This window comes from Stenotrophomonas maltophilia, assembly GCF_039555535.1.
GTDB classification, from domain to species: Bacteria; Pseudomonadota; Gammaproteobacteria; order Xanthomonadales; family Xanthomonadaceae; genus Stenotrophomonas; species Stenotrophomonas maltophilia_Q.
In genome coordinates, this window is record NZ_CP154630.1 from 654,224 (window position 1) to 676,795 (window position 22,572).

The following is a 22,572-nucleotide window of genomic DNA, read 5'->3' on the forward strand; positions in this document are numbered from 1 at the left end:
CTGCGCTCTTCAATGCCTGACTTCTGAGATTTCCCTGGTTGCCGGCCAGCGGCCGGCACTACCGGCGAGCATCCACGCATGGCGTGGATCTACCGCAGATCGCGAAATCTGTCGAAGGCGGGGTGGGTCCGGTGGCGGGGGTGTCCGCGGCATGGATGCCGCGGCCAAGCCCCCAAGGACGGGTTTACGGCGTCCCCCGCCACCGGACCCACCCCGCCATCCCACGGGAACCCAGCTTTTGCTTTGGCCGTTGCCGTTGCCGTTGCCGTTGCCGTTGCCGTTGCCGTTGCCCTGGCCTCGGCGGGTGCCGGGCGCCGCCCGGCCAAAGCCCTTCCCCCGCTTCCGGTACAATGTCGGGCCCGTTTCCCAACTACGGTTCCCCGGACATGATGGTCCTCGAGGGCGCGCCCGCCCTGTCGCCGTTCCGCCGCGAACGTCTTGAATCCCGCCTGCAGTCTATCGCTCCCTCCCTGCGCATCAGCGGTGCCTGGCACGTCTACTTCGTGCAGCCCGAAGGCAGCACCGCACCCGACCTGACCACCCTGTGCCGCATCCTCGAAGCTGCGCCGCAGGCCGAGGCCCTCGCCGACGGTGCGGTCAGCCGCATCGTGGTGCCGCGCCTGGGCACGCTGTCGCCGTGGTCGAGCAAGGCCACCGAGCTGGTGCGCGGTGCCGGTCAGCCGGTCAGCCGGGTCGAGCGTGGCCTGCGCATCGATGTGCAGGGCTGGCCGGCCGATGCCGATGCCCGGCAGGCGCTGGTCAAGGCGCTGCACGACCCCATGACGCAGTCGGTGCTGGAGACCGTGGAGCAGGGCCAGGCGCTGTTCTCGGCGCCGGCCCGTGGCGAGCTGGAACGCGTGCCGGTGGACCAGTTGGAGGCTGCCAACCAGCGCCTCGGCCTGGCCATGGCGCAGGATGAGATCGACTATCTGCGCGAACGCTTCACCGCGCTGGGCCGCTCGCCGTCGGACGTGGAACTGATGATGTTCGCGCAGGCCAACTCCGAGCACTGCCGGCACAAGATCTTCAACGCCAGCTGGACCATCGACGGCCAGGAGCAGGACCGCTCGCTGTTCCGGATGATCAAGAACACCCACCAGCAGACCCCGCAGCACACGCTCAGCGCGTACAGCGACAATGCGGCGGTGATCGAAGGCCATCCGGCCTCGCGCTATCGCCCGGACCCGGCCAGTGGCGAATACCGCCGCGAGCCGCAGGTGCCCAGCGCGTTCCAGATCAAGGTGGAAACGCACAACCACCCGACCGCGATCGCGCCGTTCCCGGGCGCCTCGACCGGTGCCGGTGGCGAGATCCGCGACGAAGGCGCGACCGGCCGCGGTGGCAAGCCCAAGGCCGGCCTGACCGGCTTCTCGGTCTCGCACCTGCGCATTCCCGAACTGCCGCAGCCGTGGGAAGCGCCGCGCGCGCTGAACCCGCGCATGGCGCCGGCGCTGGAAATCATGACCGACGGCCCGCTCGGCGGCGCCGCATTCAACAACGAGTTCGGCCGCCCGAACCTGCTCGGCTACTTCCGCAGCTTCGAGCTGCCCGAAGGCGCCGATCTGGTCCGCGCTTACGACAAGCCGATCATGCTGGCCGGTGGCCTCGGCGCCATCGACCGCATCCAGGTCGACAAGATCCAGCTGCAGGCCGGTGATGCGGTCATCGTGCTCGGTGGCCCGGCCATGCTGATCGGCCTGGGCGGTGGTGCCGCCAGTTCGGTGGCCTCCGGCGAAAGTGCCGAGGACCTGGACTTCGCGAGCGTTCAGCGCGACAACCCGGAGATGGAACGTCGCTGCCAGGAGGTCATCGACCGCTGCGTGGCGATGGGGGCCAACAACCCGATCAAGTTCTTCCACGACGTCGGTGCCGGTGGCCTGTCCAATGCCATCCCCGAACTGCTGCACGACTCCAACGTCGGCGGCGTGATCGACCTGGGCAAGGTGCCCACCGACGATCCGTCGCTGTCGCCGATGCAGCTGTGGTGCAACGAATCCCAGGAACGTTACGTGCTGGGCGTGGCCCAGGAGCGCCTGGCCGAGTTCGCCGCGCTGTGCGCCCGCGAGCGCTGCCCGTTCGCTGCGGTCGGCGTGGCCACCGCCGAGGAACACCTGGTGGTGGCTTACGGTGCCGTGCCGGGCCACACCCCGGCCGATGCGCCGATCGACCTGCCGATGGACGTGCTGTTCGGCAAGCCGCCGAAGATGCACCGCGACACTACGCATCCGCCGGCACCGCGCTGGCCGGCGCTGAAGACCGCGGGTCTGGATCTGCAGGAAGCGGGCCTGCGCGTGCTTGCGCACCCGACGGTGGCGTCGAAGAACTTCCTGGTCACCATCGGTGACCGCAGCGTCGGCGGCCTGACCGCACGCGAACAGATGGTCGGCCCGTGGCAGCTGCCGGTGGCCGATGTAGCCATCACCGTGGCCGACTTCGAAGGCGTGGCCGGTGAAGCGATGTCGATTGGCGAGCGCACCCCGCTGGCCCTGCTCGATGCGGCAGCTTCGGCACGCATGGCGGTGGGCGAAGCGCTGACCAACCTGTGCGCTGCCCCGGTCGATGCGTTGGATGAGATCAAGCTGTCGGCGAACTGGATGGCCGCGGCCGGCCACCCGGGCGAAGACGCGCTGCTGTACGACGCGGTGAAGGCCGTGGGCATGGAACTGTGCCCGCAGCTGGACATCAGCATCCCGGTGGGCAAGGACTCGCTGTCGATGCAGGCGCAGTGGCACGACCAGGGCGAGGCGCACAAGAGCGTGTCGCCGGTGTCGCTGGTGATCTCCGCGTTCGCACCGGTCGCCGACGTGCGCCAGCAGCTGACTCCGCTGCTCGACCGCGACGTCGAAAGCGAGCTGTGGCTGATCGGCCTCGGCGCCGGCAAGCAGCGCCTGGGCGGTTCGATCCTGGCCCAGGTGCATGCCGACCACGGTGACCTGCCGGCCTTCGCCGGTGCCGCCCCGGACCTGGACGACCCGCAGCGCCTGCGCGGCTTCTTCGAACTGATCCGCGATGCGCGCCAGGCCGGCCTGCTGCTGGCCTACCACGACCGCAGCGACGGCGGCGCCTTCGCCGCGCTGTGCGAAATGGCCTTCACCTCGCGGCTGGGCCTGGACATCACCCTCGATGCCTGGGGCGATGATCCGTTCCGCAGCCTGTTCAACGAAGAACTGGGTGCGGTGGTGCAGATCGCGCGCGAAGACCGCGCGGCATTTGCCGACCTGGTCGAGCGCCATGCATTGACCGAATGCGCACAGCGCATTGCCAAGCCGACCACTGCACCGGTGGTGCGCGTGTCGCTGGCCGGCGAGAACCTGGCCGAATGGCGCTGGGAAGCGTTGTTCGACGCCTGGTGGTCGGTCACCCACGCCATGCAGAAGCGCCGCGACAACCCGGCCAACGCCGATGCCGAGCGTGAGATCGTCCGTGCCTTCAACGCACCGGGCCTGAAGCCCAAGCTCAGCTTCGACATCAATGAAGACGTGGCCGCCCCGTTCATCAGCACGGGTGCGCGTCCGCGCGTGGCCGTGCTGCGCGAGCAGGGCGTCAACGGCCAGATCGAAATGGCGAATATCTTCGAACGTGCTGGCTTCCGTCCCTTCGATGTGCACATGAGCGACCTGATCGAAGGCCGCGTCGCCCTGCAGGACTTCACCGGCCTGGTCGCCTGCGGCGGCTTCAGTTACGGCGACGTGCTTGGTGCCGGCCGTGGCTGGGCGACGTCGATCCTGGAGCGCAGCGCGCTGCGTGATGCCTTCGCCGCGTTCTTCGCGCGCGAGGACAGCTTTGCCCTGGGCGTGTGCAACGGCTGCCAGATGATGAGCCAGCTGAAGGACATCATTCCCGGTGCCGAACACTGGCCGCAGTTCCGCCGCAACGCCAGCGAGCAGTTCGAGGCCCGCACCGCGCTGCTGGAAGTGGTGGAATCTCCATCGATCCTGCTGCGGGGCATGGCCGGTTCGCGCCTGCAGGTGGCAGTGGCGCATGGCGAAGGCCAGGCGGTGTTCGACAACGCGGTCGACCAGGCCGCGGCCCGTGTTTCGCTGCGCTACATCGATGGCCACGGCAACGTTGCCAACCAGTACCCGCTGAACCCGAACGGTTCGCCGGACGGCATCACCGGCCTGACCAGCAGCGACGGCCGCGTGACCATCATGATGCCGCACCCGGAACGCACCCCGCGTGCGCTCAACATGAGCTGGGCCCCGGCCGAGTGGCAGGGTGATTCGCCGTGGATGCGCATGTTCCGCAACGCGCGGGTGTGGTGCGGCTGATCGCACCACATCGCGCACGCATCAATGCCGCCGCGTATGGAAAAACCCGCCGTTGACCGGCGGGTTTTTTCTTTGCGCGCGTGAAAATCCTGATGCGCCCGCTAGTTACATGGATTTTCAGGCGACAAAGTATCGTCACGCATCGCTAACAAAATCCTTTTATAAACAGGCGAAAAAGTGAACTGCTTCACGGCAATAGGATTTGTCGTGTCAAAGTCTTGACGATCTGCAAAGTTGCCGTTAACACTTGAACCCCGTTTCAGAATCATTCATTTCGCAGTAACCGGTTGGCGCACGCGCTCGGTTTTCTGTCGCTGCGCGCCGTTCGGCAATACCCCGCAGTAAATCACGCGAATAAACGCCCCCAGGGGACGTTGGGCCGGAAAGCCCAGCGGTGGCGTTGCTTTGCCCAAAACCAGTCCAATCAGGAGCCGTACCGATGAATCGGATTTATCGCAAGGTCTGGAACAAAGCATTGGGTCAGTTGGTGGTGGCCTCGGAACTGGCTTCCTCCGACAGCAGCAGCGGTGGGGTCGTCGACCAGCGCCGCGATGCGACACAGGCCACGCCCGCACTGCTGGCGGTGGCACTGGGCCTGGTATTGGGATTGGGCATGAGTGGCCCTGCCACCGCACAGTCGGTGCAGATCGGCGGTAGCGCCACCTGCGTGGCATTCAGCGGCAAGCTGCTCGAAAAGTGCCTGATCGAAGGCTCGGCCACGGCCAAGGGCAGCAATGCGGTGGCGATCGGCAGCAACAGCAGTGCCAGTGCGGCCAACAGCGTGGCGCTGGGCGCCGGCTCCAGGGCCACGCGTGCCAACACCGTCTCCGTCGGTGATGCCGGCAAGGAACGGCAGGTCACCAACGTCGCCGCAGGCACGCAGGCGACCGACGCAGTGAACAAGGCTCAGCTGGACGCGCAGGCGCGCGCCACGCAGGCCGCGCTGGCCGACGTTGCCGCCGACGGCGACCGCTATTTCAAGGCCGACGGCGCAGGCGATGACAGCGACGCGGCGAAGATCCAGGGCGAGGGCGCACTGGCCGCCGGTGCCGGTGCGCAGTCGCTGGCCAACGCCACCACCGCCATCGGCACCCAGGCCATCGCGGCCGGCATCGGCGCCAGCGCGTTCGGCCAGGGCGCCTTGGCGATCGGTGATGCCAGCGTAGTGGTCGGGCAGAGCGCGGCAGCCTTCGGCCTTGGCGATACCGCCATCGGCGCCAGTGCGTATGCCGCCAGCGAGAACGGCGCAGCAACGGCACTGGGTGCATTGTCCGAAGCCACCGCAGACGGTGCGACCGCCGTCGGTGGCGGTGCCGTGGCGATGGGTCCCGGCAGTACTGCATTGGGTCGCGGCGCCACCGCCGCCAACGAAGCCTCGATTGCCGTCGGTGCGTTCAGCACGGCGGTCGGTGAGTACAGCACGGCGTTGGGCTCCAATTCCGCCGCGGTCGCTACTGGCAGCGTGGCGCTGGGCGCCGGCTCGCTGGCCGACCGTGTCGATACCGTATCCGTCGGTGCCGCCGAATACGGCCTGACCCGCCAGATCACCAGCGTTGCCGCCGGCACCGAGGACACCGATGCGGTCAACGTCGGCCAGTTGAAGGATGTTGCCGCGGTGGCCGATGCCACCGCCAAGCGCTTCCAGGCCACCGGCAGCAGCAACAGCGATGCCGGCGCACTGGCTGAAGGTGATGACGCGCTGGCCGCCGGCGAGGCCGCCAACGCCATCGGCAACGGCACCACGGCGGTCGGTGCCGGTGCCACCGCCGTTGCGCAGAACGCGACCGCGGTGGGCAACAACGCGCTGGCCTCTGGCCCGAACAGCGCAGCATTCGGCAACAACGCGCAGGCCAACGGACCGGGCAGCGTGGCCGTGGGTGGCGCTGCGGTGGATGCCAACGGCAATCCGCTGATCACCAGTGGTGGCGTGCCGGTGGTCACCGGCGCCACCAGTGCCGGCGTGGGTGGCACGGCCGTCGGCGCCAGCGCCGATGCCAGCGGCTTTGCCGCATCGTCCTATGGCGTGGGGGCCTATGCCTCCGGCGCGCAGGCGTCGGCGTTCGGTGCGGTCTCCAATGCCATCGGTGATTACTCCACGGCACTGGGTACGCAGAGCAATGCCACGGGCACCAGCAGCGTTGCCATCGGTGGCCCGGCCGACCTGATTCCCGGCCTGGGCTTCTTCGTACAGACCCAGGCCAGCGGTGAATCGGCGACTGCGGTCGGCGCAGGCGCCATCGCCAGCGGCGACCGTGCCGTGGCCAACGGCAGCCTCAGCGAAGCCTCCGGTGCCGAAGCCACCGCACTGGGCTACTTCGCTTATGCGCCGGGCGAGAACGCCAGTGCGCTCGGCGCGCAGACCTGGGCCAGTGGTGCGCAGAGCACTGCGGTGGGCTACTACGCCACTGCACGCGGCGCCAACAGTGTCGCGCTGGGCGCGAACTCCGAAGCGGTGCGTGCCAACAGCGTTGCGGTGGGCAGCGCCGGCAATGAGCGGCAGATCACCAGCGTCGCTGCAGGCAGCGAAGCCACCGATGCGGTGAACAAGGCGCAGCTGGATGCGGTAGCGAACATCGCCGACAGCACCGCGCGCTTCTTCCAGGCCCAGCCGGAAGCCGACAGCGATGCCGGCGCGCTGGCGGAAGGCGAGGGGGCCATCGCGGCCGGTTCGTCGAGCAACGCGATCGGTGCTGGCGCGGTTGCGCATGGCGCGGCCGCGTCGGCAATCGGCGATGACAGCGTGGCGGTGGGCCGCAACAGCACGGCCACCGGCAGCGGCGGCGTCGCCATTGGTGGCCTGGGCCAGGCCTACGACGAGTTCAACCAGCCGATCGTCGGTGCCGATGGCAAGGCGCAGCAGGTGGGTACCACGGCCGTGGCCGATGCCACGGCAGTCGGCAGCGCTGCGCAGGCCACCGGTGCTGCCAGCAGCGCCTTCGGCAATGCGGCCAAGGCCAGCGGTGACAACAGCTTCGCCGCCGGCGGCAAGTCGCGCGCAACCGGCGCGTATGCGGTGGCGGTGGGTGACAGTGCGTTCGCCAGCAGCGATGACAGTACCGCGGTGGGCGGCTACAGCTGGGCCACCGCCAGTGGCGCCAGCGCCTTCGGTTCCGGTGCGTGGGCGACCGCCACCAACGCTTCCGCGTTCGGCAACGCGGCGTGGGCCAGCGGCGCTGGCGCCACGTCGATCGGCTACAACAGCTGGGCCAACGGCACCAGCGCCACCGCCGTCGGCCGCGGTGCCTTCGGCTATGGCGACAACAGCGTGGCACTGGGCTTCCAGGCGCTGGGCAACAGCATCAACAGCATCGCCATCGGCACCAACACGGTGGCCGGCGGCGAAAGTGCGATCGCGCTGGGTGCGGGCAGCAATGCCACTGCCAGCAACGCCGTCGCACTCGGCGCGGGCTCGGTCGCCAACCGCGCACGCACGGTGTCGGTGGGCAGCAGCGGCAACGAGCGCCAGGTCACCAACGTTGCCGCCGGTACCCAGGCCACCGATGCGGTGAACAAGGCACAGCTGGACGCGGTGGCAAGCACCGCCACGACCACCAGCCGCTTCTTCCAGGCCAGCGGTAACGGCGACGATGTGGCGGGTGCGCTGGTGGAGGGCGACAACGCGCTGGCCGCAGGTGATTCGGCCAACGCCATCGGCAATGGCGCCACCGCGCTCGGCAGCGGTGCCAATGCGCTGGCCGGCAACGCGCAGGCGATCGGCTTCAACGCGCTGGCGACCGCCGCCAATGCCAGTGCCGTAGGCGCCAATGCACAGGCCACCGGCGAATACGCCACCGCGCAGGGTGCGGAAAGCGAAGCCAGCGGTGAGCAGAGTGCGGCGTTCGGCGCGGCCAGCATCGCCAGCGGCGCGGGCAGCACCGCCATCGGTGCCTTGTCCGAAGCCTCCGGCGAAGAAGCCGTAGCCGTGGGCTACTTCAGCAACGCCAGTGGTAGTGGTGCCACCGCGGTCGGCAGCGAGAGCGTGGCCAGCGGCACGGCTGCGGCAGCGTTCGGTATCGGTGCCGAAGCCACCGGTGGTTACAGCACCGCCATCGGCGGCTATGCACAGGCTTCGGCCTTCAATGCCACCGCCTTTGGCAACTTCGCCAATGCCTCCGGTTCCAACAGCGTGGCGCTGGGCGGCGATTCGCAGGCGTCCGGCGCCTACAGCACCGCCACCGGCCAGGGCAGCCTGGCCACCGGCACCAACAGCGTCGCCATTGGTGGTTCGCTGTTCGGCACGCTGGCCACCGAAGCCTCGGGCAACTACTCCACGGCGGTGGGCGGTGGCGCCTGGTCGGGAGGCATCAACAGCACCGCGCTGGGCAATGCGGCGGAATCGCGCGCGGCCAACAGCGTGGCGCTCGGTGCGGATTCGATTGCGGACCGCGACAACACCGTGTCGGTGGGCGGCGGCGGGAACACCCGCCAGATCACCAACGTGGCCGATGGCACGCAGGGCAACGATGCGGTCAACAAGAACCAGCTCGATGCCGTAGCCGCCGCCGCGGAAAAGACCAGCAGGCAGTTCCAGGCCAGCGGCAATGCCGATGGTGAAACCGGCGCGCTGGTGGAGGGCGACAATGCGCTGGCCGCCGGTGATGCGGCCAACGCCATCGGCAACGGCGCTACCGCGCTGGGCAGTGGTGCCAATGCGCTGGCCGCCAACGCCACCGCCGTCGGCATCGATGCACTGGCGACCGGCACCAACGCGGCGGCACTGGGCAGCACCGCACAGGCCACCGGCGAGGACAGCCTGGCCCTGGGCAGTGGTGCCAGCGCCAGCGAAGTGGGGACAAGCGCGGTGGGCGCGCGTGCACAGGCAAGCGGTGTCTACAGCACCGCCAACGGTACTGAATCCAACGCCAGTGGCGCACAGTCCCTTGCCAGCGGCTTCCGCAGCGCGGCCTCCGCCGATGGCACCACAGCGGTGGGTGGCTATGCCGAAGCGACCGGTCGCCTCGGCACCGCACTGGGCTATGGCTCGGCGGCCAGCGGCGCCAACACAACGGCGGTGGGCTTCGGCGCGGCCGCGGCCGGCACCGGCGCGGTTGCGGTGGGTCAGTCGAGTGAAGCCAGCGGTGCGGAAAGCGTGGCGATCGGCGGCAGCACCTTCTTCGGCCTGATCCCATCGCGTGCCAGTGGCACCGGTGCGGCGGCGTTCGGTGCCGGTGCGTGGGCCACCGAGGACTACGCTACGGCCATCGGCTGGAATGCCTGGTCGGCTGGTACCAACGCCACGGCGCTGGGTGCAAACGCCACCGCCAATGGCAGCAACAGCGTTGCGCTCGGTGCCGGTTCCAAGGCTGACCGCGACAACACGGTGGCCGTTGGCAAGGCCGGCAGCGAACGCCAGGTCACCAACGTTGCCGCCGGTACCGAAGCCACCGATGCGGTGAACAAGGGCCAGCTCGACGCCGTTGCCAGCGTGGCCGACAAGACCAGCCGCCAGTTCCAGGCCAGCGGCAATGCCGATGGCGAGGCAGGTGCACTGGTCGATGGTGAAAATGCGCTGGCGGCCGGCAATGCGGCCAATGCGATCGGCAACGGTGCGACTGCGCTGGGCAGCGGCGCCAACGCCATGGCCGCCAACGCCACCGCGGTCGGCTTCGATGCACTGGCCACCGGCAACAACGCTGCCGCACTGGGCAATGCTGCGCAGGCCAGTGGTGTCGACAGCGTTGCGCTGGGCAGCGGCGCCAGCGCCAGCGAAACCGGCGCCAGCGCCACTGGCGCCGGGGCCCAGGCCAAGGGGCCCTACAGCACGGCCAACGGTGCGCAGTCCACGGCTACCGGCACGCAGTCGCAGGCCAGTGGCTTCCGCGCCAGTGCCTCGGCCGATGGCGCTTCGGCGCTGGGCAGCTATGCCGAAGCCAGCGGCCGCCTGGGTACTGCGGTCGGTTACGGCAGCAAGGCCACCGGTTTGAATGCCACGGCGGTGGGTGTCAGTGCCAACGCTTCGGCTGCCGGCAGTGTCGCACTGGGTGGAGGCTCGGTGGCCGATCGTGCCAATACCGTGTCCGTCGGCAGTGCCGTCAACAACCGGCAGGTCACCAATGTCGCCAACGGTACCGAAATCAATGACGCAGTGAATCGCGGGCAGCTGGACGCCGTTGCGTTCACCGCCAACACCACCAACCGATATTTCCGCGCCAATGGCACGGGAACCGCGAACGCCATCGGTACCGATTCGGTAGCGATGGGCTCGGTGGCCAATGCGGCGGGCGCACGCAGCATCGCGCTGGGTGCCAATGCCACGGTGTCTGCCTCCGGTGCACTGGCCGTTGGCGCCGGCGCGGGAGCGGTCGGCGTCAACTCGGTTGCAATCGGTGCCGGAGCACGTGCGCTGGATGCCAATGTTGTGTCGGTGGGCAGTGGCAACCCCACCGATGGCCCGGCCACGCGCCGCATCGTCAACGTGGCCGATGGCCGCATTGCTGCCGGCAGCAGCGACGCGGTGACCGGCTCCCAGCTCAATGTCACCAACCAGCGCGTGGGCGCAGTGGAAACCCGCGTCGGTGATTTCGATTCGCGCATCGCCACGGTGGAGACCACGGCGGCCAGTGCGGTCGGCTACGACGACGCCAGCCGTGACCGCCTGACCCTGTCCGGCTTCCAGGGCACCACCATCGACAACGTCGGTGCCGGCAGCATCGCCGCCGGCAGCCGCCAGGCGATCAATGGCGGCCAGCTGTTCCAGTCGCTCAGCGATGCCGCCAGTTTCCTCGGCGGCGGCGCCAGCGTCGGCATGCAGGGCGTGTTCGTGGCGCCGAACTACGTGATCCAGGGGGCTACCTACAGCAACGTCGGCGATGCGCTGGGTGCGCTGGACCGCAAGGTCAGCGAGATCGACCGCCGCACCGCCGGTGGCACGCGCTCGGGAACGGCCAGCCTGCGTTCGATGAGTGTCTCGCTGGATGAAAGCGCACTGGCCAGCGTTGCCGAAGCCCCGGCGACGGCCGATGCGGCACCGGCCAGCACCGCGCGCGTGCAGGGCACGCCGACCGCTGCGGCGGCGGGTGCGGGCATCCCGGTGGGCACCCCGGCATCGGGGCTCAACGCGGTCGCCATGGGCGACGGCGCGGTGGCCAGCGGCGCCTCGTCCACTGCCATCGGCCAGGGCGCAAGTGCCACCGCTGCCAACGCGGTGGCGCTGGGCCAGGGCTCGGTTGCCGATCGTGCCAATACGGTGTCGGTGGGCAGCGAAGGCAACGAGCGCCAGGTCACCAACGTGGCAGCCGGTACCACCGCCACCGATGCGGTCAACAAGGGCCAGCTCGATCGTGGCATGGCCACCGCCAACAGCTACACCGACAGCCGCGTGCAGGCCGTCGCCGACAGCTTCGATGTGTTCAAGGGCGAGGTCGACGGGCGCCTGCGGCACATGGATCGCCGCATCGACCGCCAGGGCGCGATGAGCGCGGCGATGCTCAACATGGCCACCAGTGCTGCCGGCATCCGTACCCAGAACCGGGTCGGCGTCGGCATCGGCTTCCAGGGCGGCGAATCGGCACTGTCGCTGGGTTACCAGCGTGCGATCAGCGATCGCGCCACGGTGACGGTCGGCGGTGCCTTCAGCAGCGACGACAGCTCGGTCGGCGTCGGTGCCGGCTTCGGCTGGTAAGCCACTCCATCGCGCCGGCGGCCACCCACGCCGGCGCAGCACCTGCAACGAGGGCCTGGGGGGAGGTCACGGCAATCCCGGCTGGGCCGGCCGGGAGTCGTCAAGGAATGATGGCCGCAGTGTTGGTTCGATCCATGACCCAGAAGAGGAATTCGACGTGATCAAGAAGCAGAACCTTCGCATCAATGTGTTGGCAGCCGCCGTGCTGTCGCTGACCGGTGTTGGCCTGGCACAGGCCGCCGACCTGAAAGCAAATGCGCCGTTGTCCGGCCCGAAGACGCAGCAGGTTGATGGCATCATCGTGAAGTACCGCGCTGGCAGCGCCGCAGCTGCCGATGCAAACGCCAAGCTGGCCGTGGTCAACTCGGCCATCGCGCGCGCCGTGCCGGCAGGCACCAGCGCGGCTGCGCGCAGTGCCGCGCTGCGCCCGCAGGTGGCCCGCAAGCTTGGCATCGGTGCAGATCTGATCCGCCTGCAGGGAGGGATCGCGCGCGCCGAGCTGGACAAGGTGCTGGGCGAACTGAAGGCTGACCCGACCGTCGAATATGCGGTGGCCGACGCCGTCATGTATCCGATCGATGCCGCGTCGTCGCCGCGCGCTGACGCCGTCGCGAAGTCCGATGCGTCGCCCAACTTCGTGCCCAATGATCCGTACTACCAGAGCCACAACTGGCACTTCCACAACCCGGTCGGCGGCGTCAACGCACCGGCCGCATGGGACGTCTCGCAGGGCGAGGGCATCGTGGTGGCCGTGCTCGATACCGGCATCCTGCCCGAGCACCCGGATTTTGCCGCCGGCACCCTGCTGGAGGGCTACGACTTCATCAGCCAGGCCAGCCGCTCGCGTCGTGCCGCCGATGGCCGCGTGCCGGGTGCACTCGACTACGGTGACTGGATGCCCACTGCCAACGCCTGCTACGACGGTTCGCCGGTACGTGACAGCAGCTGGCACGGTACCCATGTGACCGGCACCATCGCCGAGGCCACCAACAACGGCCTGCATACCGCCGGCCTGGCCTACAAGGCCAAGGTGCTGCCGGTACGCGTGCTCGGCTACTGCGGTGGCACCCTGTCGGACATCACCGACGCCATCACCTGGGCTTCGGGCGGTACCGTGGCCGGCATCCCTGCCAACCAGAATCCCGCCGAAATCATCAACATGAGCCTGGGCGGCTCCGGCAGCTGTGATCCGGCCTACCAGGCGGCCATCACCGGTGCCACCAACCGCGGTACCCTGGTGGTGGTGGCAGCCGGCAACGACTCGATGAATGTCGCCAACGCCCGCCCGGCCAACTGCGACGGCGTGGTCTCGGTCGGCGCGACCGGCATCACCGGCGCCATGGCCTACTACTCCAACTTCGGTACCCGCATCGATCTGTCCGGCCCGGGCGGTGGCGTCACCGACGGCAATCCGAACGGCTATGTCTGGCAGGCGGTGTCCAGCAGCAAGACGTCGCCGCCGGCAGCCGGTTCCACCGAGGGCTACACCCTGGGCGGCAAGGCCGGCACCTCGATGGCGGCACCGCATGTGGCTGCCGTCGCCGCGCTGGTGCAGAGCGCGCTGATCGCCGCCAACCGCGACCCGCTCGCACCGGCAGGCATGCGGACCCTGCTGAAGGAAACGGCACGTCCGTTCCCGGTCAGCATTCCGTCCGCCACCCCGATCGGCACCGGCATCGTCGACGCCAAGGCCGCGCTGGACAAGGCCCTGGAAGAGCCGTGCACCGAGAACTGCGGTCCGGTGGCCAAGCCGCTGACCAACAAGGTGGCCATCGGCGGGTTGAGTGGTGCCGCCGGCAGCAGCGTGCTTTACAGCTTCGAGGCCGCGGCAGGCAAGCAGCTCAGCGTCATCACCTATGGCGGCACCGGCAACGTATCGGTGTACCTGGCCAAGGGCCGTGAACCGAGTGCCACCGACAACGATGCGCGCTCGACCCGCCCGGGCACCTCGGAAACGGTGCGCGTAACTGCAGCGACTGCCGGCACCTACTACATCAAGGTGGTGGGCGAAGCGGCATACAGCGGCGTGAGCATTCTCGCCACGCAGTAAGCGCGCATCGCGGTAGTTGAATGGCCGAAGCCCGTCACCCGCATGTGACGGGCTTCGTCTTTTTACGAAAGCGGGCGGCGGGGCGACGGAAATCACGGCGTAACTGCTAAAGTCGAGCCGATTGACAGGAGGGTCACGTGAACGCGCTTGCTGCAACCGCCGCTGACGACGCCGAAGGTCGCATCCTGGATGCGTTGCTGGCGCGTGGCCGCCTCAAGGAGGGCGATCTTGCACGGGCTCGGCCGCTGCACGCGGAGGCGGGCGGCAGCCTGCTCGGCCTGCTGGTGCGGCTGGGGCTGGTATCCGAACGTGACCAGGCGCAGGCCAGCGCCGAGGTGCTGGGTCTGCCGCTGCTGGATGGCAAGCAATTGCCGGATTCACCGCCCCAGGGCCTGGCCGAGGGCCTGCCGCTGTCCCTTCGTTTCCTCAAGCAGTTCCATGTATGCCCGCTGGCGCTGGATGAACAGGGCGTGCGGCTGTGGCTGGCGGACGCCCACGATCCGTACCCGCAGCAGGCCGTGCAGCTGGCGCTGGGCGTACCGGTGACGCCGGTGTTGGGCATGCGTGCGGAGATCGATGACCTGGTCGAGCGCTGGTTCGGCCAGGGCCGCAGCGCGATGGGCGCGATCGTTGAAACCGCAGACGGCGAGGGTGGCGCGGTCGACGATATCGAGCACCTGCGCGACCTTGCCTCGGAAGCGCCGGTGATCCGCCTGGTCAACCTGGTGATCCAGCGTGCGGTGGAGCTGCGCGCTTCGGACATCCATGTCGAGCCGTTCGAGAGCCGGCTGAAGGTGCGTTACCGCGTCGACGGCGTGCTGGTGGAGGGCGAAAGCCCGCCGGCCAACCTCACTGCCGCGGTGATCAGCCGCATCAAGATCATGGCCCGCCTCAACATCGCCGAGCGCCGCCTGCCGCAGGATGGGCGCATCATGCTGCGCGTTCAGGGCAAAGAGCTGGACCTGCGCGTGAGCACGGTGCCGACCGCGCACGGCGAGAGCGTGGTGATGCGCCTGCTCGACCGCGAAACGGTAGTGTTCGATTTCCATCGGCTCGGCTTTACCGATGCGTTCCTGCCGCAGTTCCGCAAGGTGCTGGAACAACCGCACGGCATCCTGCTGGTCACCGGCCCGACCGGTTCGGGCAAGACCACCACGCTGTACACCGCGCTGAGCCAGCTCAACACCGCCGACGTCAAGATCATCACGGTGGAAGATCCGGTCGAGTACCAGATCGAGGGCATCAACCAGATCCAGGCCAAGCCGCAGATCGGCCTGGACTTTGCCAACGCACTGCGCAGCATCGTGCGCCAGGACCCGGACATCATCATGATCGGCGAAATGCGCGACCTGGAAACCGCGCGCATCGCGATCCAGTCGGCGCTGACCGGCCACCTGGTGCTGTCCACCCTGCACACCAACAATGCGGCCGGCGGCATCACCCGCCTGCTCGACATGGGTGTGGAGGACTATCTGCTCACTTCCACCATCAACGGCATCCTGGCCCAGCGCCTGGTGCGCCGGCTGGAACCGACGCACGCCGAGCGCTATGAAGCCTCGCCGGAGGAGATCGAGCGTTTCGAGCTGCGCCGTCTGCAACCGGAAGGGCCGATCCACCTGTACCGCCCGAAGCCTTCGGCACTGGCGCCGACCGGCTACCTGGGCCGCACCACCATCATGGAATTCCTGGTAATGAACGACGCGCTGCGGCGTGCGGTGATGCGCCGCGATGGCATGGGCGAGATCGAACGCATCGCCCGCGAAGCCGGCATGCGCACCATGTACGAGGATGGCCTGGCCAAAGCGCTCAGCGGCCAGACCACCATCGAGGAAGTGCTGCGCGTGACCGAGGAAAGCTGATGCGCGCAGGACGCCGGGGCTGACATGCCGAACTACCGCTACAAGGCGCTCAATCCGCACGGCGAGATCTTCGACGGGCAGATGGAAGCAGGCAGCGAGGCCGAACTGATCGCGCGCCTGCAGGATCAGGGCCACCTGCCGATGGAGACCCAGCTGGCCGATGGCGGCGTGGTCGGCGGCAGCAGCTGGCGCACGCTGCTGCGCCAGCGCCCGTTGCAGGGTGCGGCGCTGCTGCAGTTCACCCAGCAGCTGGCGACCCTGCTGGGTGCCGGCCAGCCGCTTGACCGTGCGCTGTCGATCCTGCTCGGCCTGCCGGAAGACGAGCGTTCGCGCCGCGCGATCACCGACATCCGCGACGTGGTGCGCGGTGGTGCGCCGCTGTCGACCGCATTGGAGCGCCAGCACGGCCTGTTCTCGCGCCTGTACGTGAACATGGTGCGTGCCGGCGAGGCGGGTGGCAGCCTGCACGAGACGCTGCAGCGGCTGGCCGACTATCTCGAACGCAGCCGCGCGCTGCAGGGCAAGGTGATCAACGCACTGGTCTATCCGGCCATCCTGCTGGTGGTGGTGGGCGGTGCGCTGCTGTTCCTGCTCGGTTACGTGGTGCCACAGTTCGCGCAGATGTACGAAAGCCTGGACGTGGCGCTGCCGTGGTTCACCAATGCGGTGCTGCAGCTGGGCCTGTTCGTGCGCGACTGGTGGGTGCTGCTGCTGGTGGTGCCTGCAGTGCTGGCACTGTTCTTCGAACGCAAGGTACGGCAGCCGGCGTTCCGGCTGGCGCTGGATGGATGGCTGCTGCAGCGTCGCGGCATCGGCCGCCTGCTGGGCGAACTGGAAACCGCACGGCTGGCGCGCACGCTGGGCACCCTGCTGCGCAATGGCGTGCCGCTGCTCGGGGCGCTGGGCATCGCACGCAACGTGCTGGGCAACCGCGCGCTTGCCGCTGACGTGGAAGCGGCCGCCGATGAAGTGAAGAACGGTGCCGGCCTGTCGCTGGCGCTGTCACGTGGCAAGCGATTCCCGCGCCTGGCGCTGCAGATGATCCAGGTCGGCGAGGAGTCCGGCGCGCTCGATACCATGCTGCTGAAAGCTGCCGACACGTTTGAACAGGACAGCGCCCGTCGCATCGACCGCCTGTTGGCGGCGATGGTGCCGGCGATCACCCTGGTGCTGGCCTCGGTGGTCGGTGCGGTGATCGTGGCCGTGCTGGTGCCGTTGTACGACCTGACCAATGCCATCGGCTGATGATGGCTCCCTACGCAACCTCGACACTCCGCAACTGAAAGGACCGACCATGATTGCTTCCCGTCGACCGATCCGCCTTTCCTTCACCGCCGCGCGCAGCCAGTCGGGCATGAGCCTGCTGGAGATCATCATCGTCATCGTGCTGATCGGCGCGGTGCTGACCCTGGTCGCCAGCCGCGTGCTGGGCGGCGCCGATCGTGGCAAGGCGAACATCGCCAAGGCCCAGGTGCAGACCGTTGCCTCCAAGGTCGACAACTACCAGATCGATACCGGCAAGCTGCCGGGCTCGCTCAACGATCTGGTGACCGCACCGGCCGGTGTCGGCGGCTGGCTGGGCCCGTACGCCAAGCCGGCCGACCTGAATGACCCGTGGGGCCACGCGCTGGAGTACCGCGCGCCGGGCGAAGGCCAGCCGTATGAACTGATCAGCCTGGGCAAGGACGGCAAGGCCGGTGGCAGCAGTGTCGACGCTGACATCCGCTACCAGCCGTAACCGGGCATGACGCATTTCCTGCCGCGCCGGCTGCCTCGCCCGCGCCTGCACGACAGGCGCGCAGCGGGCCTGTCGTTGCTGGAAATGCTGCTGGTGATCGCGCTGATCGCCGCGATCGGCCTGATCACCGCCGCGGGTCTGTCGCGCGGCTTTGCCGGCATGCAGCTGCGCAGCGCCGGCAAGGACATCGCCAACCAGCTGCGCATGGTGCGCGCCCAGGCCATCGCGCGCGGTGAACCGCAGCGCTTCGTGATCGAACCGGCGCGTCGCCACTGGCAAGGTGCGAACCAGCGCCAGGGCGACGTCCCGGCGCAGCTGCAGGTGCAGTTCGAAGGCGCCGCGCAGCTGGCCACCGCACCGGGGCAGGGCGTGATCGAGTTCCATCCCGATGGTGGCTCCAGTGGTGGCCGCATCCGGCTGCAGCGTGAGGGCGCCGAATGGCGCATCGATGTCGGCTGGTTGACCGGCGAGGTCCGCTCCGGCCCGTGGCAGGCGCCATGAAGCGGCGGGCGCGTGGTTTCACCCTGCTGGAAGTGATCATCGCCTTCGCCCTGCTGGGCCTTGCGCTGACACTGCTGCTGGGCAGCCTGTCAGGTGGCGCGAAACAGGTCCGCGAGGCCGAGCTGCGCACGCGTGCGGTGCTGCATGCGCAGTCGTTGCTGGCCGAAGCCGGTGTCGCCTCGCCATTGCAGGTCGGCAGCCAGCAGGGCGACTGGGAACAGGGCCGATACCATTGGGAGCTGCAGGTGCAACCATGGGTCGAGCCGCGTGCCGGCAACGTGGCACAGGTACAGGCGCAATCGCCGGGGGCTCCCTGGCTGGCCGAGCTGCAGCTTCAGGTGCGCTGGGGCGACAGCGAACGCGAACAACTGCGCTGGCGCAGCCTGCGCCTGCTGCCACCGGACCTGGAGAGCGCGCGATGAAGCGACGCGCCGCAGGCTTCACCCTGGTGGAAGTGATGCTGGCCACGGTGCTGTTGGCCGGTGGCCTGGCGTTGGCGTTCGCCAGCGTGCGCTCGGCGATGGCGGTGAGCCAGCGTGGCGAGCAGATTGCCGCCGAGAGCGAACGCATGCGTGCGGTTGAGACCTTGCTGCGGCGACAACTGGCGGGTGCGCTGCGCACGCCGCTGGAAGTGCCTGATCCCACCCGCGAACCGATCTTCTTCCAGGGCGAAGAACAACGCATGCTGTTCGCGGCTGATCTACCCGGTTATCTCGGCCGCGGTGGGGCGTACCTGCATGCATTGCAGGTGGACGGCCGCAGCGGCCAGCAGCGCCTGCTGCTGGACCTGGTGCTGCTGCAGGAAGGCGAGCGCATTGCCGAGAATCCGCCGCGCCCGCCGGAGGTGCTGGTGGAGAACCTCAAATCGGTACAGCTGCGCTACCGCGGCATCGATGCCAGCACCGGCCAGGTCACCGACTGGATGCCGCGCTGGGACGATACCCGGCGCCTGCCGATGCTGGTGGAGATCCAGATCGTGCCCGCCAAGGGCGCCCCCTGGCCTGCACTGGTGGTCGCTCCGCGCGCGGGCGGCAGTGGAGGTGCACGGTGAACCGGGAACGCGGCGCGGCACTGGTGCTGGTGCTGTGGCTGATCGCGCTGATGACGGCGCTGGTGGGGGCGTTCGCGTTGAGCGCGCGGGTCGAGCATCTGCAGCAGCGGGTGCTGGACGATGATGCGCGTGGCCAGGAGCGTGCACGGGCGGGACTGGAGTACGCGCTGACGCGCCTGTCCGCCGATCCGCAGCGAGCGCCCTGGCGCGCCGATGGCCGTGCCTATCGCTGGCAGTTCGATGACGCCAGCATCGAGATCAAGGTGCTGGACGAGAACGGCAAGATCAACCTGAACCTGGCCGACGTGGCCCTGCTGAGCGCCTTCCTCAAGGCGCTGGGTGAAGACGAAATGCAGGCCCGCCAGCTGGCCGGCGCGATCGTCGACTGGCGTGACGAGGACAGCCTGCTGCAGCCCGGCGGTGGTGCCGAAGCGCCCGACTATGCTGCGGCAGGCCTGCCCTATGGCCCTCGCAACAAGCGTTTCGAGACCCTTGGCGAGCTGCAGCGGGTGCTCGGCATGCGTGGGCCGTTGTATCAGAAGATGCTGCCGCACCTGACCCTGTACAGCCGCCAGGCGCGGCCGGATCCGCAGTTCGCCAGTGCGGTGGTGTTGACCGCATTGGGCCTGGACGCCGATACCGTGCTGGCCCAGCGTGCCCAGCAGGAGCGTGATGCCGATTCCGCTGCGGGTGCGTCAACCCTTGCCAGCAGCAGTGGCACCTATAGTATCGAGTCCCGTGTCACCGACGGCAGTGGACGCCGGTCGGTGTTGCAGGCGGTGGTACGCAATGGCTCGGGCGGGGTTCCCGGGCGGTCCTACACAGTGCTTCGCTGGGAGCAGGGAATGACAGCAAGATGACGGCTTGGCAGGACAGTGTGCGGCAGGTACAGGGCCGGATCGGCCCGGGCGTCGGCCGTTTCCTGCGCTGGTGGCGGCAATCGTTGCTGGCGTGGGTGCCGGCCCGTTGGCAGTGGGCGCTGGGCTGGGCGCAGGCACGCCTGCTGCTGCAGCGTGAAGGCGACCAGCTCCAGGTCTGGCGCGAGGCCGGTGAGCGCCGCGAGCCGGTGGTACGGCTGCCGTGGCCGCTGTCCCCGGCCGAACTGGATCGCGTGCTGGAAGCCCGCCTGCGCAGCTTGCCGCGGGTGTGGCTGCTGCCGGCCGCCGATGTGCTGCGCCGGCAGCTGCGCCTGCCAGTGGCGGCGGCTGACCGCCTGCGTGCGGTGGTCGGCTTCGAGATCGACCGGCAGACGCCGTTCGAATCCAGCCAGGTCAGCTATGACGTGCGTGAACGTGGCGCGGCAGGCGAGGGCCAGCTGCAGGTCGAACTGGTGGCTTGGCCGTTGCGGCAGCTCGAGGCCTGGCGCAGCAATGTGGGCCAATGGGCCGATGTACTGTCCGGTGTCGATGCCATCGATGCGCAGGGCAACATCCTGCAGGTGAACCTGCTGCCGCCCGCGCAGCGTCAGCAGCAGGCCGACCCGATGCGGCGCTGGAACCTTCTGCTGGCGGTGGCCGCGGTGGTGATGCTGGTGCTGGCTGGCCTGCAGCTGCTCGACAACCGCCGCGCGGCAGCTGACGAACTGCGGGCCCAGGTGGAGCGCAGCGCGCGCAGTGCGCGTGGCGTGGCCAGCGAACGTGCGCAGCTGCAGGCGCTGATCGACGGTGCTGCGTTCCTGGAAAAGCAGCGCGGCCAGCGCGCCGGTACGGTGGAGATCTGGAACGAACTGACCCGGCGCCTGCCGGAGGGGACGTACCTGGAAAAACTGGCCATCGAGAACAACAACCTGCAGCTGATCGGGCTCAGCCGCGAGGCATCGCAGCTGGTGCAGCTGCTGCAGGATGCGCCGCAGTGGCGCAAGGTGAACCTGACCGGCGTGCTGCAGGCCGATGGTGCCGCCAGCGGCCGCGACCGCTTCACCCTGACCGCTGAACTGCAGCCGTTGCCGACGGCGGCCCCGACCCGGGAGGCGGCCGATGCCGATGCCAAGCGCACGCCGTGACCGCTGGCTGGCACTGGCACTGCTGCTGGCAGTGCTGGGCCTGGCCTATCTGCTGCTGGTGCACCCGTGGTTCACCCAGCCGCTGCGCGAGATCGATGCCGATGTGGCCGCACTGCGCGAGCGCGAATCGCGGGTGCAGGCACAGTTGCAGCAGAAGCCGCAGATCGAGCAGCGCCTGCGCGCCACCCGGGAAGCCCTGCAGCAACGGCCGGGCTTCCTGCGCGAAGCGACCGCCGAAGCGGCTGCCGCTGCGCTTGGCGCCAAGCTGCAGGATGCGGTGGCGATGGCCAGCCCGGGCAACCGCAGCTGCACCATCAGCAACCGCACGCCGCTCACCGACAACCGCCGGGACGCCGAGTTCGTGCGCGTGGCCATGCAGGTGCGCCTGCGCTGTGGCGTGGCCGAGCTGGCCACGGTGCTGCACAGCCTGGAAACCGGCAGCCCGCGCTTGTTCGTCGACAATCTCAACCTGATCGCGCAGCGCTTCCAGCAGTCGCCGAATGAATCCGGGCTTGGCCTGGATGTGTCGTTCGAGCTGGCGGGCTACCTGCTGCCGGGCGCTGCTGCCGATGGCAGTGCCCCGGCACCTGCCGCCGAACCGGTGTCCGCGCCGCAGCCGCCTTCGGCGGCCCCCGCCCCCGCACCGGCTGCGCCGGCCGAGGGACAGGAGGTGGCTGATGAAACTTGAGCAGATCAGCCTGCGCACCGGTTTCCTGCTGGCCCTGGCGGGTTGGGCCGCGGCGGTCTGGTTGGCCACCGGCTTCGGTCTGGGCAGCCAGCTACCCGTTGCAGACGGCGATGCCGATGCGGCGCCTTTGCTGCCGGTGCTGCCGCCGTTGGCCGCAGAACGCATGCCCAGCGCCGACAGCTACAGCGCGATCGGTGAGCGTCCACTTTTCGCTGAGGACCGCACGCCGAAGCCCTACCTGCTCGGTGGAAGCGAGCCTGCCGCCAGCGCCGCGCTGCGCTTGACCGGCGTGCTGCTGACCGGGGACTTCGGCATGGCCACCTTCACCACCGAACAGAATCGTTCGCTGCGGCTGCGCCTCAATGGCGAAGCGGTGGACGGCTGGCAACTGGTGGGGCTGGCGCCGCGCCAGGCCACGGTGATCGGCCCAAGTGGCAGCCAGGTGCTGGAACTGGCCGTGTTCAACGGCCAGGGCGGCGAGCCACCCACCGTACTGCGGGGTGCCAATGGCGCGCCGCCGGCGGGTGCGGTCGTTGTGCCGCCGCCGGCGGGCGCACCGCCGATGCCATCCCCACCTCCGGCTGCTGCAACCGCAACCGCGCAGCCGCAGCCCGCCAGCAGCGTGCCACCAGCCGCCGCCGCGGCACCGCCTGCCAACAACAACGGCCCCAGCGAAGCGCAGATGCAGGCCATCCGCGAACGCATCCAGGCCCGTCGCCGCCAGCTGCAGCAACAACAGCAGCAACAACCGTCGCCGCCCCCGGGCGATGGCACCAACCGATAGAGTGAAT

General features: G+C 68.9%; 13 protein-coding genes. All 13 read left to right on the forward strand.

The window, feature by feature from the left end:
• Positions 1–386: 386 nt before the first annotated feature.
• Positions 387–4,271: a phosphoribosylformylglycinamidine synthase gene (gene purL, locus AASM09_RS02950; protein WP_180848829.1), complete on the forward strand. Its 3,885-nt coding sequence runs from the start codon at positions 387–389 to the stop codon at positions 4,269–4,271.
• A gap of 439 nt (positions 4,272–4,710) precedes the next feature.
• On the forward strand, positions 4,711–11,892 hold the full coding sequence (locus AASM09_RS02955) for an ESPR-type extended signal peptide-containing protein (RefSeq protein ID WP_049428787.1): 7,182 nt from the start codon (positions 4,711–4,713) through the stop codon (positions 11,890–11,892).
• A 157-nt stretch (positions 11,893–12,049) separates the two neighbouring features.
• Positions 12,050–13,942 (forward strand): S8 family serine peptidase, encoded by a 1,893-nt coding sequence (locus AASM09_RS02960; RefSeq protein WP_049428789.1) that lies wholly within the window; start codon positions 12,050–12,052, stop codon positions 13,940–13,942.
• 137 nt (positions 13,943–14,079) lie between these two features.
• Positions 14,080–15,801: a type II secretion system ATPase GspE gene (gene gspE / locus AASM09_RS02965; protein ID WP_049428792.1), complete on the forward strand. Its 1,722-nt coding sequence runs from the start codon at positions 14,080–14,082 to the stop codon at positions 15,799–15,801.
• 24 nt (positions 15,802–15,825) lie between these two features.
• Positions 15,826–17,046: a type II secretion system protein XpsF gene (gene xpsF / locus AASM09_RS02970; RefSeq protein ID WP_049428794.1), complete on the forward strand. Its 1,221-nt coding sequence runs from the start codon at positions 15,826–15,828 to the stop codon at positions 17,044–17,046.
• A 49-nt stretch (positions 17,047–17,095) separates the two neighbouring features.
• Positions 17,096–17,539 (forward strand): type II secretion system major pseudopilin GspG, encoded by a 444-nt coding sequence (gene gspG / locus AASM09_RS02975; protein ID WP_049428795.1) that lies wholly within the window; start codon positions 17,096–17,098, stop codon positions 17,537–17,539.
• A gap of 6 nt (positions 17,540–17,545) precedes the next feature.
• Positions 17,546–18,040: a type II secretion system protein XpsH gene (gene xpsH, locus AASM09_RS02980; RefSeq protein WP_049428797.1), complete on the forward strand. Its 495-nt coding sequence runs from the start codon at positions 17,546–17,548 to the stop codon at positions 18,038–18,040.
• Complete coding sequence (gene xpsI / locus AASM09_RS02985) at positions 18,037–18,462, forward strand: type II secretion system protein XpsI (RefSeq protein WP_049428798.1); 426 nt, start codon at positions 18,037–18,039, stop codon at positions 18,460–18,462. The genes xpsH and xpsI overlap by 4 nt, the downstream gene beginning before the upstream one ends.
• Positions 18,459–19,091 carry a type II secretion system protein J gene (locus AASM09_RS02990; protein ID WP_049428801.1) on the forward strand — a complete coding sequence of 211 codons (633 nt, stop codon included), beginning with the start codon at positions 18,459–18,461 and terminating at the stop codon, positions 19,089–19,091. Before xpsI ends, AASM09_RS02990 begins: the two co-directional genes overlap by 4 nt.
• On the forward strand, positions 19,088–19,951 hold the full coding sequence (locus tag AASM09_RS02995) for a general secretion pathway protein GspK (protein WP_049428803.1): 864 nt from the start codon (positions 19,088–19,090) through the stop codon (positions 19,949–19,951). Before AASM09_RS02990 ends, AASM09_RS02995 begins: the two co-directional genes overlap by 4 nt.
• On the forward strand, positions 19,948–21,093 hold the full coding sequence (locus AASM09_RS03000; RefSeq protein WP_049428804.1) for a PilN domain-containing protein: 1,146 nt from the start codon (positions 19,948–19,950) through the stop codon (positions 21,091–21,093). Before AASM09_RS02995 ends, AASM09_RS03000 begins: the two co-directional genes overlap by 4 nt.
• Positions 21,068–21,781 carry a type II secretion system protein GspM gene (gene gspM, locus AASM09_RS03005; protein WP_049428806.1) on the forward strand — a complete coding sequence of 238 codons (714 nt, stop codon included), beginning with the start codon at positions 21,068–21,070 and terminating at the stop codon, positions 21,779–21,781. The genes AASM09_RS03000 and gspM overlap by 26 nt, the downstream gene beginning before the upstream one ends.
• A complete protein-coding gene (locus tag AASM09_RS03010) occupies positions 21,771–22,565 on the forward strand; it encodes a hypothetical protein (RefSeq protein ID WP_049428808.1) in 795 nt (264 codons plus the stop codon). Before gspM ends, AASM09_RS03010 begins: the two co-directional genes overlap by 11 nt.
• The last annotated feature ends 7 nt before the right edge of the window (positions 22,566–22,572 follow it).

What these genes read in the sequence shown, in the direction of transcription:
- gspG (WP_049428795.1), top strand. Translation starts at nt 17,096, where the DNA reads ATGATTGCTTCCCGTCGACCGATCCGCCTTTCCTTCACCGCCGCGCGC.
- AASM09_RS03010 (WP_049428808.1), top strand. Translation starts at nt 21,771, where the DNA reads ATGAAACTTGAGCAGATCAGCCTGCGCACCGGTTTCCTGCTGGCCCTG.
- xpsI (WP_049428798.1), top strand. Translation starts at nt 18,037, where the DNA reads ATGAAGCGGCGGGCGCGTGGTTTCACCCTGCTGGAAGTGATCATCGCC.
- AASM09_RS03000 (WP_049428804.1), top strand. Translation starts at nt 19,948, where the DNA reads ATGACGGCTTGGCAGGACAGTGTGCGGCAGGTACAGGGCCGGATCGGC.
- AASM09_RS02955 (WP_049428787.1), top strand. Translation starts at nt 4,711, where the DNA reads ATGAATCGGATTTATCGCAAGGTCTGGAACAAAGCATTGGGTCAGTTG.
- xpsH (WP_049428797.1), top strand. Translation starts at nt 17,546, where the DNA reads ATGACGCATTTCCTGCCGCGCCGGCTGCCTCGCCCGCGCCTGCACGAC.
- AASM09_RS02990 (WP_049428801.1), top strand. Translation starts at nt 18,459, where the DNA reads ATGAAGCGACGCGCCGCAGGCTTCACCCTGGTGGAAGTGATGCTGGCC.
- gspM (WP_049428806.1), top strand. Translation starts at nt 21,068, where the DNA reads ATGCCGATGCCAAGCGCACGCCGTGACCGCTGGCTGGCACTGGCACTG.
- purL (WP_180848829.1), top strand. Translation starts at nt 387, where the DNA reads ATGATGGTCCTCGAGGGCGCGCCCGCCCTGTCGCCGTTCCGCCGCGAA.
- xpsF (WP_049428794.1), top strand. Translation starts at nt 15,826, where the DNA reads ATGCCGAACTACCGCTACAAGGCGCTCAATCCGCACGGCGAGATCTTC.